Annotated in this window: 14 protein-coding genes; 7 read left to right on the top strand and 7 right to left on the bottom strand. The window is 57.6% G+C overall.

Features of this window, described 5'->3' with window-relative positions; genetic code table 11:
* The first annotated feature begins 145 nt into the window (after window positions 1–145).
* Entirely contained in the window at window positions 146–1,684 is a 1,539-nt protein-coding gene (locus A6F69_RS01490) for an acyl-CoA synthetase (RefSeq protein ID WP_067596629.1), read from the top strand.
* A complete protein-coding gene (locus tag A6F69_RS01485; RefSeq protein WP_067596628.1) occupies window positions 1,684–2,988 on the top strand; it encodes a cytochrome P450 in 1,305 nt (434 codons plus the stop codon). The genes A6F69_RS01490 and A6F69_RS01485 overlap by 1 nt, the downstream gene beginning before the upstream one ends.
* On the opposite strand, the gene galU is transcribed toward A6F69_RS01485, so the two are convergent.
* Window positions 2,981–3,865, bottom strand: coding sequence for a UTP--glucose-1-phosphate uridylyltransferase GalU (gene galU, locus A6F69_RS01480; protein ID WP_067596627.1), 885 nt, complete (start codon window positions 3,863–3,865; stop codon window positions 2,981–2,983). The two genes, A6F69_RS01485 and galU, sit on opposite strands and share 8 nt — an antisense overlap.
* A 103-nt stretch (window positions 3,866–3,968) precedes the next feature.
* On the opposite strand from galU, the gene murA reads away from it, so the two are divergent.
* Entirely contained in the window at window positions 3,969–5,252 is a 1,284-nt protein-coding gene (gene murA / locus A6F69_RS01475) for a UDP-N-acetylglucosamine 1-carboxyvinyltransferase (RefSeq protein ID WP_067596626.1), read from the top strand.
* Window positions 5,253–5,371: 119 nt separating this feature from the next.
* Here the strand turns inward: murA and A6F69_RS01470 are convergent, their stop codons facing one another.
* The 4 genes from A6F69_RS01470 to A6F69_RS01455 all read right to left on the bottom strand — a co-directional run bounded on the left by A6F69_RS01470 (window position 5,372) and on the right by A6F69_RS01455 (window position 8,492).
* Window positions 5,372–5,611 carry a ribbon-helix-helix domain-containing protein gene (locus A6F69_RS01470; protein WP_067596625.1) on the bottom strand — a complete coding sequence of 80 codons (240 nt, stop codon included), beginning with the start codon at window positions 5,609–5,611 and terminating at the stop codon, window positions 5,372–5,374.
* Window positions 5,608–6,675: a fatty acid desaturase gene (locus A6F69_RS01465; RefSeq protein WP_245638261.1), complete on the bottom strand. Its 1,068-nt coding sequence runs from the start codon at window positions 6,673–6,675 to the stop codon at window positions 5,608–5,610. The genes A6F69_RS01470 and A6F69_RS01465 overlap by 4 nt, the downstream gene beginning before the upstream one ends.
* Window positions 6,676–6,891: 216 nt before the next feature.
* Window positions 6,892–7,614: an acetoacetyl-CoA reductase gene (phbB, locus tag A6F69_RS01460; protein WP_067596624.1), complete on the bottom strand. Its 723-nt coding sequence runs from the start codon at window positions 7,612–7,614 to the stop codon at window positions 6,892–6,894.
* 125 nt (window positions 7,615–7,739) lie between these two features.
* Entirely contained in the window at window positions 7,740–8,492 is a 753-nt protein-coding gene (locus A6F69_RS01455) for a hypothetical protein (RefSeq protein ID WP_067596623.1), read from the bottom strand.
* Window positions 8,493–8,893: 401 nt separating this feature from the next.
* Here A6F69_RS01455 and A6F69_RS01450 point away from each other — a divergent pair, with 401 nt between their 5' ends.
* Genes A6F69_RS01450 through holA form a run of 4 tightly spaced genes read left to right on the top strand, consistent with a single transcriptional unit; the run spans window position 8,894 to window position 13,428 of the window.
* Window positions 8,894–9,346: a DUF3576 domain-containing protein gene (locus A6F69_RS01450; RefSeq protein WP_067596622.1), complete on the top strand. Its 453-nt coding sequence runs from the start codon at window positions 8,894–8,896 to the stop codon at window positions 9,344–9,346.
* Between the two features lie 25 nt (window positions 9,347–9,371).
* A complete protein-coding gene (gene leuS / locus A6F69_RS01445) occupies window positions 9,372–11,891 on the top strand; it encodes a leucine--tRNA ligase (protein ID WP_067596621.1) in 2,520 nt (839 codons plus the stop codon).
* Complete coding sequence (lptE, locus tag A6F69_RS01440; RefSeq protein WP_067602188.1) at window positions 11,891–12,391, top strand: LPS assembly lipoprotein LptE; 501 nt, start codon at window positions 11,891–11,893, stop codon at window positions 12,389–12,391. Before leuS ends, lptE begins: the two co-directional genes overlap by 1 nt.
* Entirely contained in the window at window positions 12,388–13,428 is a 1,041-nt protein-coding gene (holA, locus tag A6F69_RS01435) for a DNA polymerase III subunit delta (RefSeq protein WP_067596620.1), read from the top strand. The genes lptE and holA overlap by 4 nt, the downstream gene beginning before the upstream one ends.
* A gap of 3 nt (window positions 13,429–13,431) precedes the next feature.
* Here holA and A6F69_RS01430 read toward each other — a convergent pair whose 3' ends face one another.
* Entirely contained in the window at window positions 13,432–13,977 is a 546-nt protein-coding gene (locus A6F69_RS01430) for an LptA/OstA family protein (protein ID WP_067596619.1), read from the bottom strand.
* The gene (locus tag A6F69_RS01425) at window positions 13,977–14,642 is read right to left on the bottom strand and encodes an LPS export ABC transporter periplasmic protein LptC (protein WP_067596618.1); all 666 of its coding nucleotides are present in this window, start codon (window positions 14,640–14,642) and stop codon (window positions 13,977–13,979) included. The genes A6F69_RS01430 and A6F69_RS01425 overlap by 1 nt, the downstream gene beginning before the upstream one ends.
* Window positions 14,643–14,667 lie beyond the last annotated feature (25 nt).

The following is a 14,667-nucleotide window of genomic DNA, read 5'->3' as shown; positions in this document are numbered from 1 at the left end:
AGCGGAATTCGGACAGAGGAGAGGATGTCCGATCAATGGCGGCGGGTTTTCCCGCCGCCTTTTTTCTTGTGCGCATGCGCTGAACTATTAGGTTTCTATCCCAAAGCGGGCGGTTATCCAGACCCGCAAAGGAGAGAGAACCAAGATGCACCCTATTCACCATGCACAGGCCCGGCCTGACCACCCCGCAGTCATCATGGCGGGCAGCGGTGAAATGATGACCTTTGGCGAGATGGATGCCGAGGCCAATCGTTTTGCACACCTGTTGCGGGCGAAAGGCTTTGCTGCAGACGATGCCTTTGCTGTGTTGCTGGAGAACCGAATTGAGTTTTACACGCTGATCTGGGGATCGCAGCGTGCGGGCACTATGCTGGTGCCGATATCGACGCGGCTCACAGCACCTGAAATCGCCTATATCCTGAAGGACAGCGAGGCGAAGTTGCTGATCACTTCGCGCGCTTTCGACGACGTCCTGCCCGGGATCCGTGCCGAACACCCTGATCTGCCAGTCCTGATCATGGATGAAGCAGGTGAAGAAAGCTTTGCCGATGCACTGGCTGCGCAAAGTCCGGAGCCGATTGCTGACCAGACGGCGGGCCTGGTGATGCTCTATTCTTCCGGTACGACTGGCCGGCCCAAGGGCATCAGGCCCAAGCCCCCTGAAGATCCCGATCCACAAGCAGTGAATCCCTTGATAGGTCTTGCCGTGATGGGGGCTGGCATGCCGGCTGACGGCACCATGGTCTACCTGTCGCCGGCGCCGCTTTATCACGCTGCCCCGATTGGATGGTCATCCACCGTGCACCGCCTGGGCGGGACCGTGGTGATGATGGAAAAGTTCGATCCGGAGACCGCCCTTGCCGCGATCGAGAAATATCAGGTCACTGACAGTCAATGGGTGCCTACGCATTTTGTCCGTTTCCTGAAGTTGCCTGAAGAGGTTCGCGGCAAGTATGATTTATCGAGCCACAAACGCGCGCTTCATGCCGCCGCACCATGTCCGGTGCCCATCAAGCAACAGATGATTGAGTGGTGGGGGCCGATCGTGAACGAATATTATGCTGGTAGTGAAAGCATCGGTATGACGATGATCCATTCGCCAGATTGGCTTACTCATCCTGGCAGTGTCGGGCGCGCTATCCACGGCACCCTGCATATCTGTGGGCCTGACGGGGAAGAGGTGCCAGCGGGCGAAGACGGGCTGATCTATTTCGAAAACGAAATTTTGCCGACCTATCACAACGATCCGGACAAGACGAAGGATGCCATGCATCCAAAGGGTTGGATGACGCTGGGCGATATCGGCCATGTCGACGATGAGGGCTTCCTCTATCTAACTGATCGCAAGAGCCACATGATCATCTCTGGCGGGGTGAATATCTATCCTCAAGAGATAGAAAACCTGCTCGTCAGCCATGACAAGGTGATGGATGCTGCGGTGATCGGCGCGCCCGATCCCGATCTTGGCGAAAAGGTTGTTGCAGTCGTCCAGCCCACGGACATGAGCAATGCTGGTGACGATTTCGAGCAGGAGCTGCGCGACTATCTCAGCCCGCAATTGGCGCGCATCAAGATGCCCAAGCTGTTCGACTTCCGCCCGGACCTGCCGCGGGAAGCCAATGGCAAGCTCTACAAGAGAGAGTTGCGCGACGAGTATGCGGCGAAGGCGCAGGAGGGCGCGTGATGGCTAACAGTCCTGCAATCCTGCCGCCCGATGTCGCACGCGAAGTTATTGATCCCCACTCCTATGCTGAATGGGACGGCTTGCTCGATACCTTTGACCGGCTGCGCAAAGAAGCCCCGGTCGCACGGGTAGAGCCAGAAGACGGGGAGCTGTTCGACCCGTTCTGGCTTGTCACACGATATGAAGATGTGATGCGGATATCGAAGGACAATCAAACCTTCCTCAACAACCCGCGCCCGGTTGTATTCAGCTTTCGCGATGCGATTGAATTCAGCCGTAAAGCCACCGGATCGAACATGCTGGTTGATTCGCTGGTGGTATTCGACGCCCCGATTCACCCCAAGTATCGCCGCCTGACGCAAGACTGGTTCATGCCGCGCAACCTGGCAAAGATGGAGGATGAGATCCGCGCCATCGCGAACGCCACGGTTGACCGTCTGATCGAGGCTGGTGGCAATGGTGACGTTGTTGATTTCGTCAAGCTCGTTTCGGGACCCTATCCGCTTCATGTTGTGATGCAGATTCTTGGCGTGCCGGAGCAAGACGAACCGCGCATGCAAATGCTGACACAGCAATTGTTCGGTGGGCAGGATGCCGATCTGTCTGGCACTGGCATGGAGAATATGACGCCAGAGATGGTGGTCCAGCTAGTTGCCGGGGCTGTCAAAACCTTTGAAGGCTATTTCGCCGAACTGGCGGCGGACCGCAGGGCCAATCCTACAGACGATGTAGCGAGCGTTATCGCCAACGCCACTGTTGATGGTGAGCCGTTACCCGAACGTGATATGGCGGGATATTACATTATCGTCGCTACAGCCGGGCACGACACGACCTCTGCATCTACGGCCGGCGCGATGATGGCGCTCGCGCAAGACCCGGAGCAATGGGCGCGGGTCAAGGCAGACCGAACCCTGCTGCCGGGGATCGTCGAAGAGGCGATCCGTTGGACCACTCCGGTGCAGCATTTCATGCGTACTGCGGCAGAAGATGTCGAAATAGGCGGGCAACAAATCAAGAAAGGCGATTGGCTGATGATCAACTATGTCTCGGCCAATCACGATCCGGCGCAGTTTGAAAACCCGCGTGATTTTGATGCGTCGCGATCGCCCAATCGCCACGCAGCATTCGGCGCTGGCGCGCACCAATGCCTTGGCCTTCACTTGGCTCGCATGGAGATGAAGATCCTGTTCGAGACTATTCTTGACCGGATCGAAAGTATTGAACTGGCTGGAGAGCCCAAACGCGCAACTTCCACATTTGTTGGCGGGCTGAAGACATTGCCGCTGCGCTTTACAACTAGCTAGCGAGCAGTCGCTCCGCCATCTTGCGCACATCAGCGCCCATGTCCTCGCGATCCAAAGCCAGAGCCAGCGTGGCTTCGACAAAGCCCAGTTTGCTGCCACAGTCATAACGCTTGCCGTCGAATGTGACGGCGTGGAACGGCTGGGTCCCGATCATCTTCGCCATCGCATCGGTCAATTGGATCTCCCCGCCAGCGCCCTTCTCTTGATTTTCAAGCGTGCGCATCACTTCCGGTTGCAGGATGTAGCGGCCTGAAATGATCTTGTTCGATGGCGCTTCTTCAACGGGTGGCTTCTCGACCAGGCCTTTGACTTCAGTCAGCGAGCCATCTTCCTTGCCAGGATCGATCACGCCATAGCTTGAAACTTCCTCATGCGGCACTTCTAGCACGCTGATCAGGTTGCCGCCGGTCTGGCTATAGGCATCGACCATCTGCTTCATACAGCCCGATCCGCCTTTGTTGCCGATCATCAGCTCGTCGGGCAGGAAGATCGCGAAGGGCTCATCGCCAACAATCGCGCGTGCGCACCAGATCGCGTGGCCAAGGCCCATTGGCACTTGTTGGCGCACAGTGATGATATCGCCCGGCGTCGCACGTGTCGGCTCCAGCACATTCATGTCCTTGCCGCGCTCGCTCATGGTCGTTTCAAGTTCGAACGCCATGTCGAAATGTTCTACAATCGCGGTCTTTCCCCGACCCGTCACAAAGATCATCTGTTCGATCCCGGCTTCGCGCGCTTCGTCGACCGCGTACTGGATCAACGGACGATCAACGATCGGCAACAATTCCTTAGGGATAGCCTTCGTCGCAGGCAGGAATCGGGTGCCGAGCCCGGCAACGGGGAAGACGGCTTTCTTGATCGGTTTGGGTGTGCTCATAGGGCCTAGGGATAGGGAGCAAACCACACGCCCGCAAGCGCAATGAACGTGCTGGCAAATCTTGTTCATTTGCGTGAACGGAATGTTGGGCTAGGAGCGATGAATGGACAAGTTGGTAATCAAAGGCGGTAACCGCCTCGAGGGGACAATTCCCATTTCAGGCGCGAAGAATGCTGCGCTCACTCTCATACCCTGCGCGCTTCTGACTGAAGAGCCTTTGACGTTGCGCAATCTTCCGCGGCTTGCGGACATTGACGGGTTCCAACACCTGATGAACCTGTTCGGGATCACAACGGTTGTGCAGGGAACGCGTCCAGAGGATTTTGGCCGGGTGATGAGCCTGGAGGCGCCACGTATCACGTCAACCGTTGCGCCTTACGACCTTGTGCGCAAGATGCGCGCGTCGATCCTTGTACTCGGCCCAATGCTTGCGCGAATGGGTGAAGCGACGGTTTCCATGCCGGGCGGCTGCGCGATCGGAAACAGGCCGATCGACTTGCACTTGAAGGCGTTGGAAGCTTTCGGTGCCGAGATCGAGCTTGCTCAGGGTTACGTTAGAGCCATGGCGCCCGATGGCGGATTGCCGGGCGGGGAGTTTGATTTCCCGGTCGTGTCGGTTGGCGCGACAGAGAATGCGGTCATGGCGGCGGTACTGGCCAGCGGAACCTGCCGGTTGTTCAACGCAGCGCGCGAACCCGAAATCGTCGATCTGTGCAATTTGCTGGTCGCGATGGGGGCGGAGATCGAAGGGATCGGCACGTCAGATTTGACCATCTATGGTGTCAAGCGGCTGCACGGGGCAACATATCGCGTCATGCCGGACCGGATCGAGGCGGGCTCCTATGCATGCGCGGCCGCGATAACGGGCGGGGACGTACGGCTGGAAGGGGCCAAGCCCGATGAAATGGCGGCCACGATTCATGCCTTGCGCAATATCGGGGTTGAGGTTGAGGAAGAGGCGAAGGCAATCCGCGTCAAAGCGAATGGCAAACTCAAGGCGACCAATCTCACGACAGCTCCATATCCTGGCCTCGCGACAGACATGCAGGCGCAGCTCATGGCGCTGCTATGCAAGGCGGAAGGCACCAGCGTGCTGAAAGAGACGATTTTCGAGAACCGTTACATGCACGTGCCCGAACTTGCGCGGATGGGCGCGGATATCGAAACCGAGGGGCGCACGGCGATTGTCAAAGGCGTTGAGCGGCTGACGGGTGCAGAAGTGATGGCAACCGATTTGCGCGCTTCCTTCAGCCTAGTGTTGGCAGGGCTTGCGGCAGAAGGTGAGACGACTGTTCGGCGGCTCTATCACCTGGATCGCGGCTATGAGCGGCTTGAAGAGAAGCTGCAGTTGGTGGGGGCAGACATCCAGCGCGTCGGCGACGACTAGATCCGCCTTATGCTGGCCTACAAATTGCACTGACGCATGCCTCCGGTGTTCACGGCCAGACAGGTCGCTGCGCGCCGGGTCACGCCTCAGCAAAAATTTCGGTGAAGCCTAAGCCGGATCTAGGTCACGTTGTTTGAAACCAGCCAGACCCGGATGGCGCTGGCGAGCCCCGGCGGGGTATCAGACTTGATCCGCTCTTCGTCGATTTTCGCGACCAGTGCGTTGATCGCAATGCCCTGTGTCGCTGCCGCGTCGCGCAGCATATCCCAGAATATTGGCTCAAGGCTGATGGAGGTCTTGTGCCCTTCAATCTGCACCGATCGCTTGACCGGCGGATGATAGGGCGGAGTGTTGCTCATGGTTTTGCGCGGACAAGCTGCTTTGCCTCGCGAAAGCTCACCAGGCGTCTCTGGCCTTCGTCCCATAATGCCAAGCGCATCATTGTGAATGTGTCGCGCATGGTGAAGCGATTGAGCTCGCGCAGCTCAGGGAATGTCCGAAGCACTTCTGGCAGTCGATAGAACGGCACGCGGCTGGCCAGATGATGCACATGATGGATGCCGATATTGCCTGTGAACCAGCGCAGGACCGCGGGTAACTCTAGGTGAGAGCTGCCCATCAATGCCGCGTCATGGAATGACCATTCGGCATCCGTGTCCCAATGGCCGTGCTCGAACTGATGCTGGACATAGAACAACCAGACACCTGTCGAGGCGGCAGTCAGCAAAACGGGCACAAATACCAAAGCGACGCTGGCGAATGAGAAGGCATAGATCAGCGCTGCGAGGATCAATGCTGTGACAAGATTGGTCCCCATCGCTGCGATCCAGTAGATCCAGCCTGCCTTCATCAAGCCAATCGGCAGGCGATGCCGCAGCAGAAACAGGTATGCCGGTCCAAGGCCAAGCAAGACCGCAGGGCTGCGATAGAAGCGATAGAACCAGCGTTTCAGGCGAGGACTGTCGGCATATTCCTGAACCGTCAGCGTATCGACATCGCCGTATCCACGCTCATCTAGATTGCCTGTGCTCGCGTGGTGGATGGCGTGTGACCGTGCCCAGCAATCATATGGCGTCAGGGTGAGCACGCCCATCGCGCGGCCGACCCAGTCATTGCTTTTACGTCCCGGCAGAAAGGCACCATGGCCACAGTCATGTTGAATGATGAACAAGCGCAACAGCAGAAGTCCCGTCACCGGAGCCAAAGCCAGCGCCCAGTAATAGCCCGCATCAACCGCAAACAGCATCGCGGCGAACATAGCAACGAATGGTAAAAGCGTTGAAGCGAGCTCCCAGCTGCCTCGACTGATCTTGGGAGTTTTGAATGCGGCGAGCTCACGCATTAACTGGCGTGGTTCGAGTTCCGCTGCGGGGCTGCTCTTGGCGTCTGCCACACCGGCGAATTTTTCTTGAAGACGTGTCACAGGAAAAATCCGTAACTCGTCACTATGACAAAGTCACTAACGCCGGTCGGTCGCCAAGGTCCTTTTGCAGAGCAGCCGCTTGGCCCGCTTAGCTATCGAAGCAGATCTTGTTGCGATCAAAATCCCTGACGTAGGCGGAAAAGCGCGGGCTGCGCTGTTTGATCAGTCAGTCGATAGTGCAGACATTTTTCTTTGATGAAAGCCGGCGAATGGCCGTCAGTACATGTGCTGACCCCCGTTGATGCTCATAGTAGAGCCGGTGACGAAGCCCGCATTTTCACTGCACAGAAACGCTACTCCACGGGCGATTTCCTGCGCCTCTCCCAAACGTCCGACCGGGATCTTGGCGACGATCTTTTCCAGAACCGGCTCGGGTACCGCTGCGACCATATCGGTGTCGATATAGCCCGGCGCAATAGCGTTCACCGTCACCCCGAATTTCGCGCCTTCCTGGGCCAGAGCCTTAGTGAAACCGTGGATACCGGACTTTGCCGCTGCGTAGTTCACCTGACCATACTGGCCCGCTTGTCCGTTGATGGAACCGATATTTACGATACGGCCCCATCCGCGCTCACGCATTCCAGGGAAGCATGCCTTGGCCATGTTGAAACAACCACCCAGGTTGATGCGCATGACTTCGTTCCAGTCGTCATAGGACATCTTGTGAAGCGTACCGTCTCGTGTGATACCGGCGTTGTTCACCACAACGTCAACCGGGCCGACCTCCTCGGCCACCTTGGCACATCCTTCAAGACACGCTTCATGGTCGCCGACGTCCCATTTGTATGAGCGTATGCCGGTGTCGGCTTTCAATTGCTCGGCAGCGGCATCGTTCCCGGCATAGTTGGCAACGACTGTAAATCCGTCGCTTTGCAGCTTCTCACAAATTGCGCGGCCAATACCGCGAGTTCCGCCAGTAACGATTGCAACGCGTGACATTTTCGAATCTCCAAAGCTCGTCTGGGCTACAGAAGTAGCGGTGCCGTAACGTCAAGGGAATGAAAAACCCCGCCGCAGCGGGGTCTCTCATACGAATTCACTAGATGATGACGAGCTTGCCCGCGTCAGAACCGGAATTGCGTGCCGACATAGACTGACTGGCTGTCCTGTTTGTTGTCCGTGATGGGAGAGAGGCGATCCCTCTCCTGCGACAAACGAACACCCGCTGTCACGTCAAGATTGCGGGTAATGCTGTAGGCGCCGCCCAGATCGACAGTTTGCGCGCTAAGCGCGTCCAGTGTGTTGGGAGAACGTCCTGCAGCCTGTTCATCTTCCAGCGCAATGCGGGTCTGGAAACGGCTGGGCTTGTCTTCAGCAGTAGGGCCAGCAGGCTCAAATGCGGAAAGGTCAGGCATCGAAATATCACGCACGGTGCCTGAAAGCGAAACCTGCGGTTGCGGCCGTTTGAAACTTTGATATCCGCGCGCAGTGCCAAGATCATAGCGGGTCACCGCTTGTGCCTTTAGCGCGTTGGTCGCACCCGGCGCCACATCCAGAGCCTGACGGACCGAAATCGCGCGTGCTGTTTCCGGGTCAACGCGAACCGCAACAGTAATTGTACGATCACGCTTGATCGCACTGCCTGCAGGGGTGAAGCGCATGCCACTGGTCCGGGCCTGTTCGGCAACCCGCTTGGCCAACTCAGGATCAGCCGACGCCGGCGTGAACATCGCAAAGGAAGGCAAATCAGCGATGGCAGCTTCGTCACCGAAGGCAACAACTGCCAATCCAGCGGAAGGCACGCCAAAAGCCATACCGGCAGCAGCCAGCAGCAAGGGCAGCTTAAGTGCTGCGGATGCTGATCGCTTTCCTGCCATTGCTTTCGTCAAACCCCTTCCCTTTTGAGCACGGTATTTCACTGCGTTTGCGAACTTATTAAGCGCAACTCTGCTGAACCGTACATGACCACGAAACGAATCCCTCAAACAAGACTTCGAGTCGTGATACAGAATGATATGGCGGATTTTCTATACGAAGCAATGCTTGCAATGGTTAGTGCGCGCTAGCGCCATTTACCTGTTGCAGAGTCTCCACAGCTAGCGAAACTGGCTGTGCACGGCGTCCGTTCAGCGCATGTAAAGCGGGTCAGGGCACAGAAATACGGGCATCTTGGCGTTGCGGTAGGGATTGTTGCCTTGTTCCCTGCGCAGCGGGAGTTATAGAGCAGAGCTAAAGACAGGTCTGTTGAGGGCCAAATCGCGTGAGGAATATTGCGAAAATGAGTTTGATTGAGACCGCCACCCGTCGTCCCGTCCGTGTAGCGCTTGCATGTGCGGCGCTGGCTACGCTTGCTGCCTGTGGCGGCCGGGAGCGCCCGCAAGCCGACTTGGCTGCGGCGCAAGTCAACACGATTGGTGTGAACTCATACCTGTGGCGCTCGGCCCTTGAAACCTTCAGTTTTGCGCCCCTGCTGCAGGCTGATGCGATGGGCGGCGTGATCATTACGGACTGGTACGCCAATCCGCAGAATCCGGCAGAACGGGTCAAAGTAACGGTAACCATCCTTGATCAGGATCTACGGGCAGACGCGTTGCGTGTGGCGGCAAGCCGTCAGGTTACTCAAAGCGGTACTTGGGTTGATGCGCCGGTTCAGGCTGCGACTGTCCAGAAGCTGGAAGACATTATCCTGACGCGCGCACGCGAATTGCGCCGACAGACATTGTCTTCCTGACCCTTTTCCCCTTAACGGGTTTGTCATGACCGATACGCGATTTGATCCGTCTCAGGCCGACGGCCGCTGGCAGCGTGCATGGGAGCAGGCCGGCACGTTCCACGCCGATTCCGATAGCAGCAAACCCAAAAGCTATGTGCTCGAGATGTTCCCTTATCCGTCGGGCCGTATCCACATGGGGCACGTCCGCAACTACACCATGGGTGACGTGCTGGCTCGCTACAAGAAGATGCGCGGCCATGAGGTGCTTCATCCGATGGGGTGGGACGCGTTCGGCATGCCCGCAGAAAATGCCGCGATGGAAAAGGGGGTACATCCGGGCGGATGGACCCGCGAGAATATCGACAACATGAAAGGCCAATTGAAGCGCATCGGTTTTGCGCTCGACTGGTCACGCGAATTCGCGACCTGCGATCCGGAATATTACGGCCATGAACAAGCGCTGTTCATAGACATGTATGAAGCAGGAATGGTCTATCGGCGCCAGAGCGAAGTGAACTGGGACCCGGTCGACATGACTGTGCTCGCCAACGAGCAAGTGATTGACGGAAAAGGCTGGCGTTCGGGTGCGGAAGTCGAGAAGCGCAAGCTTGATCAATGGTTCCTGAAAATCACTGATTTTGCCGAAGACCTGCTGGAAGGCCTTGGCACGCTCGACAACTGGCCGGACAAGGTCAAACTGATGCAGGAGAACTGGATCGGAAAATCGAGCGGTCTCGAATTCAGCTTCGATCTGTCAAACGGTGAAAAACTACCGGTTTACTCGACCCGGCCCGACACAATCTTCGGCGCAAGCTTTGTTGCAGTCGCCGCTGATCATCCGATCGCGCAAGGCGTAGCCGCTGACAATGTCGATGCGGCGCGTTTTATTGAAGAGTGCAAAAAAGGCGGTACCACCGCGGCCGAACTGGAAACCATGGAAAAGCGCGGCTTCCTGACTGGTATCACCGCGCGCCATCCATTCACGGGCGATGCACTGCCCGTTTTCATCGCGAATTTCGTGCTGATGGATTACGGCACCGGAGCGGTAATGGGTGTGCCGGGGCACGACCAACGCGACTTCGAATTCGCGACCAAATACGAATTGCCGACCATCCGAGTCATTGCCGGATCGCAAGAGAATGCTGGCGATCCGCTGACAGAGGCCGACACGGGTGACGGTATTTGCGTCAATTCAGACTTTCTGGATGATATGAGCGTTGAAGAAGCCAAGGCCGCAGTCAACGCGCGCGCAGAAAGCGAAGGGTGGGGGCAAGGGACCACCGTCTGGCGCTTGCGCGACTGGGGTGTTTCACGCCAGCGCTATTGGGGGACGCCAATCCCTTTCATCCACTGTGAAGCATGCGGTGTAGTGCCAGTACCCAAGGATCAGCTGCCGGTTGAACTGCCCGAGGATGTGGACTTTTCGATCCCGGGCAATCCGTTGCTGCGTCATCCCACATGGAAGCACACCAATTGCCCGACTTGCGGCGACAAAGCAGAGCGTGAGACGGACACGCTTGATACATTCACCAATTCCAGCTGGTATTTCCTGCGCTTCGCCAGTCAGCCCGCAGACCAGCCCTTCGACAAAGAAGAAGTCGCCAAGTGGCTTCCGGTCGAACAGTATATTGGCGGGATCGAGCACGCGATCCTTCACTTGCTTTATGCGCGGTTCTGGACGCGCGCCTTGCAGAGGTTGGGCAAGCTGGATTTTGCCGAGCCTTTCGCCAGCCTTTTCACGCAAGGCATGGTAACGCATGAGACATATTCGCGCGAGGTAGAGGGGCGCTCAGTCTATTACCTGCCAGAGGAAATTGACCGGACCGGCAACGGAGCGACACTGAAAGCAGACGGTGCATCGGTTGAAATCGGCCGCGTCATAAAGATGTCGAAGTCGAAGAAAAACACAGTCGACCCCGATAACATCATCGACACATATGGCGCGGATGCTGCACGCTGGTTCATGCTTTCCGACAGCCCGCCTGAGCGCGATCTGCCATGGTCCGAAGCCGGGATTGAAGGCTGTGCGCGTTTTGTACAGCGTTTGTGGCGTCTCTTTGGGCAGTATGATGCAACGGCGGAAGGCGAGGACAAATCTTTGGCTCGCAAGGCGCACCAGACCATCGCCGCGGTGGCTGAAGACATTGAAGCATTGAGCTTTAACAAGGCTGTCGCTCGTATCTATGAACTCACTGGTGCGGCGGAAAAGGCCAAGCCAAGCGCGGACCGGAGTTTCACGATCCGTACCATCCTGTTGCTGGTTTCCCCCATGATGCCGCATCTTGCGGAAGAAGCTTGGGCCAAGATCGGAAAAGATGGCCTGATTGCCGAAGCGGAGTGGCCCGAAGTCGATCCCGCGATGCTGGTGGAGGACGAAGTCACTATCGCGGTGCAGCATATGGGTAAGCTGCGCGATACTCTGACTGCTCCTAAAGGGGCAGCGAAGGAAGACCTGGAAGCGCTCGCGCTTGCCAGTGACAAAGTCCAGCGTTCGATTGACGGGGCCGATATCCGCAAGGTGATTGTAGTCCCGGACCGTCTGGTCAATATTGTCACAGGATGATGCGCACATTTATCGCCTCCCTTGCTTTGCTCACGCTATCTGCTTGTGGGCTACAACCGCTTTACTCGGGTGGTTCCAGCGACCCGGTGGCGCAAGGGTTGGCCGCTGTGGATGTAGCGCCGATCCAGGGACGCGACGGTTGGTTGGTGCGTAATGCGCTGAATGACCGGCTACAGCTAACCGGTGAACGTGCATCGCCGCTCTACCGGCTGGATGTGCAGCTGGATGATTCGCTAGAGGCTCTGGGCGTCCTCAATGATGACACGATCAGCCGTGAACGCCGCATTTTGCGTGCACGTTATCAGCTGGTTGACCTGGCAAGTGGTGCGATCCTGCTTGATGCGACATCGGGTTCGGACGCAGGTATCGATGTGGTTTCATCCGAATATGCAACCATTGCTGCTGAGCAAACCGCGCTTGAGAATCTGGCACGTGAAGTCGCCGACCGGATGGTTCGCCAGGTCGCGCTGACTCTGCGCGAAGCTGAGAGCGCGCAGTGAAGGCAACGCAAAAGGATTTTTCTTCCACCGCTCGCCGCGCCGTTGATCAATGTGGCATCTTCTTCTTCTGCGGGCCTGATGAAGCCGGCGCTTCCGCGGCGGCGCAATCGCTGACTCAACTTCTGGCCGATGCAGGTGAGCGGATCGAACTGTCCGGTGCCGACATCAAGAAGGACCCTGCGCTTTTGGGCGATGAAGCTCGTTCTGGATCGCTGTTTGGTGACAAGCGATACATCTATGTCCGCGCTAGTGGCGATGAAGCACATGATGCAATCAAAACTTTAATCGAGACTGGCGAGGCCGGAGCCGGGGAAGCTGCGCCGGTTCTGATAGTCGCGACATCAGCGACGGATAAGTCGCGCACTGCCAAACTGCTTGAGAAGCGCAAGGACGCGCTGGTAGCCATGTTTTGGCCTCCTGATCTGACGTCTGTGACAGGCTCTGTGCGGCAAATGGCGGACGCGGCGGGTTTGCGATTGAGTGGAGACCTGGGCGAACGAATTGCGCGCGCGGCTGGGCTTGATGTCCGGCTTGCACAATCCGAGGTTACGAAGCTTGCAACCTATTGCGATGCTTCGCCGCAATCACCGGTCGCGCTCACGGCAGAGGACCTGGATGCCGTGGGGGCAGCCACTGAAGAAGATGGATTCATGCCGCTTGTCAACGCAGTGCTGAAAGGTGATTGCGGCAAGCTGGATATTGAGCTGAAGCGTATGCGCGAGCATGGGATGAATGCGGTAGGTGTCCTGCTTGCGGTAGAACGACGTGCGGCTCAGTTAGCACAAATCACCGCGCAGTTGGGGCCGCGGGGCTCACTGGACGGGATGGACCGCGGGGCAAAGGCGCGCCTTGGGATATTCTGGCGCGATGAACGCGATATCCGTGATCAGCTGCAAAGCTGGCATCGGCGCAAGCTTGAGCGGCTCGGTCCCAAGCTCATGCAACTGCACAAGGATCTGCTCGGTAACAGCCAGGCTGCCGAGCTATTGCTGGCCCAGGGGCTGACCGAAATCGCGCGTTTTGCTGCGCGGCGATAACCCCTAGTTCTCGTCACTTTCAGAGACAGTGAAGGTGCCTGTCACGCGCCCGCTTGAACTTTCACCATTGGTCGCAGCTTGGCCGTCCACACTGGCGCGCCCAGAGTTGAGATCGATAGTTAAACGCCCGCCATTAAGGCTGTCACCACCACGACTAAGCGTGACATTCCCTGCCATCGTGATGATGCGGCGCTGCAAGTCATAGACAGCAACATCGCCGCGCGCACGCTCATTGCCGCGCTGGACATCAACCCCGCCGGTGGCGGTAATGCGGGCAATCGAAAGATCGCCGTCGTCGCTATAGTTTACGAGCATGCGCTGCGAACGGACAGTCATTCCAGCCTGGGATACCGTCACGCCGCCCACCAGAACTACACGGTTCTCCCGATCTTCAACGTCTATGTCGCCAGCATCGAATTGAACCGGGGCGTTGGAATTATGGCCAGAGAAAGCCTGCGCGTGCAGCTGTATCCCCCCGAAGGCAGCCAGTGTCGCAACAAAGCCGATCGCGGCTGATCGGAATGAAGTGCTGAGAACAGAATGCGCCATTACGGTACCCTCAATTCGCCTGGGCTCATGGTCAGACGTGCGTTGCCGCGCAGTGATATTCTGCGCTCGTCTATATCTAATTCGATGCTGTCGGCCTCGAACGCGCCAGCAGGCACTTCGCCCTGCACACGCCCGGATCCCGTCATCACACGGGACTGCAGGTCAACTGAAACACCGCGTGCCGTCATGGAATATCCATCTGCAGAAGAAAGGCGTAGCAGCCCGTCTACCGACATGACTTCAGTGTCTATGTCATAGGCTCCGCCATCGGCACTGATCCGAGCGGGCCCGTCCCTCAGCAAAATCTGCGCCATCATGTCGCGCATCCTGACTATCCCCTCCGCGCTGGAGCGTTGCACCGCCTCGCCCGCGGTCAAGGAGAACGGTCTCCCGCTGTCATCCTGCCCGCGATACATGGCGTTGGATACCGAGAGCCGTTCATCGATCATCGCTACCTTGTTGCGATCAAGCAGGAAGCTGACTTCGCTTCCCGGCGAAAGTGGTGTGATCACCATGAGCGCCGCGACGATTCCGACGCCCATCGGCAGAGCCTTGCTCAGAAACCGGACCAGACGATCATGCGAACCACCAGGCGCAGCGAAATGCTGACGCTGGCTGCGCAACTGCTTGGCTTCCTGGGTTTCTATGCGGCTGTGAAGTTCCATGACAGGCGCTTATACGGTCTCTTCC

It is taken from the genome of Altererythrobacter ishigakiensis (assembly GCF_001663155.1).
Classification (GTDB): Bacteria; Pseudomonadota; Alphaproteobacteria; order Sphingomonadales; family Sphingomonadaceae; genus Erythrobacter; species Erythrobacter ishigakiensis.
The sequence above is the reverse complement of the archived record's forward strand: the minus strand, read 5'-3'. Positions and strand labels throughout refer to the sequence as shown.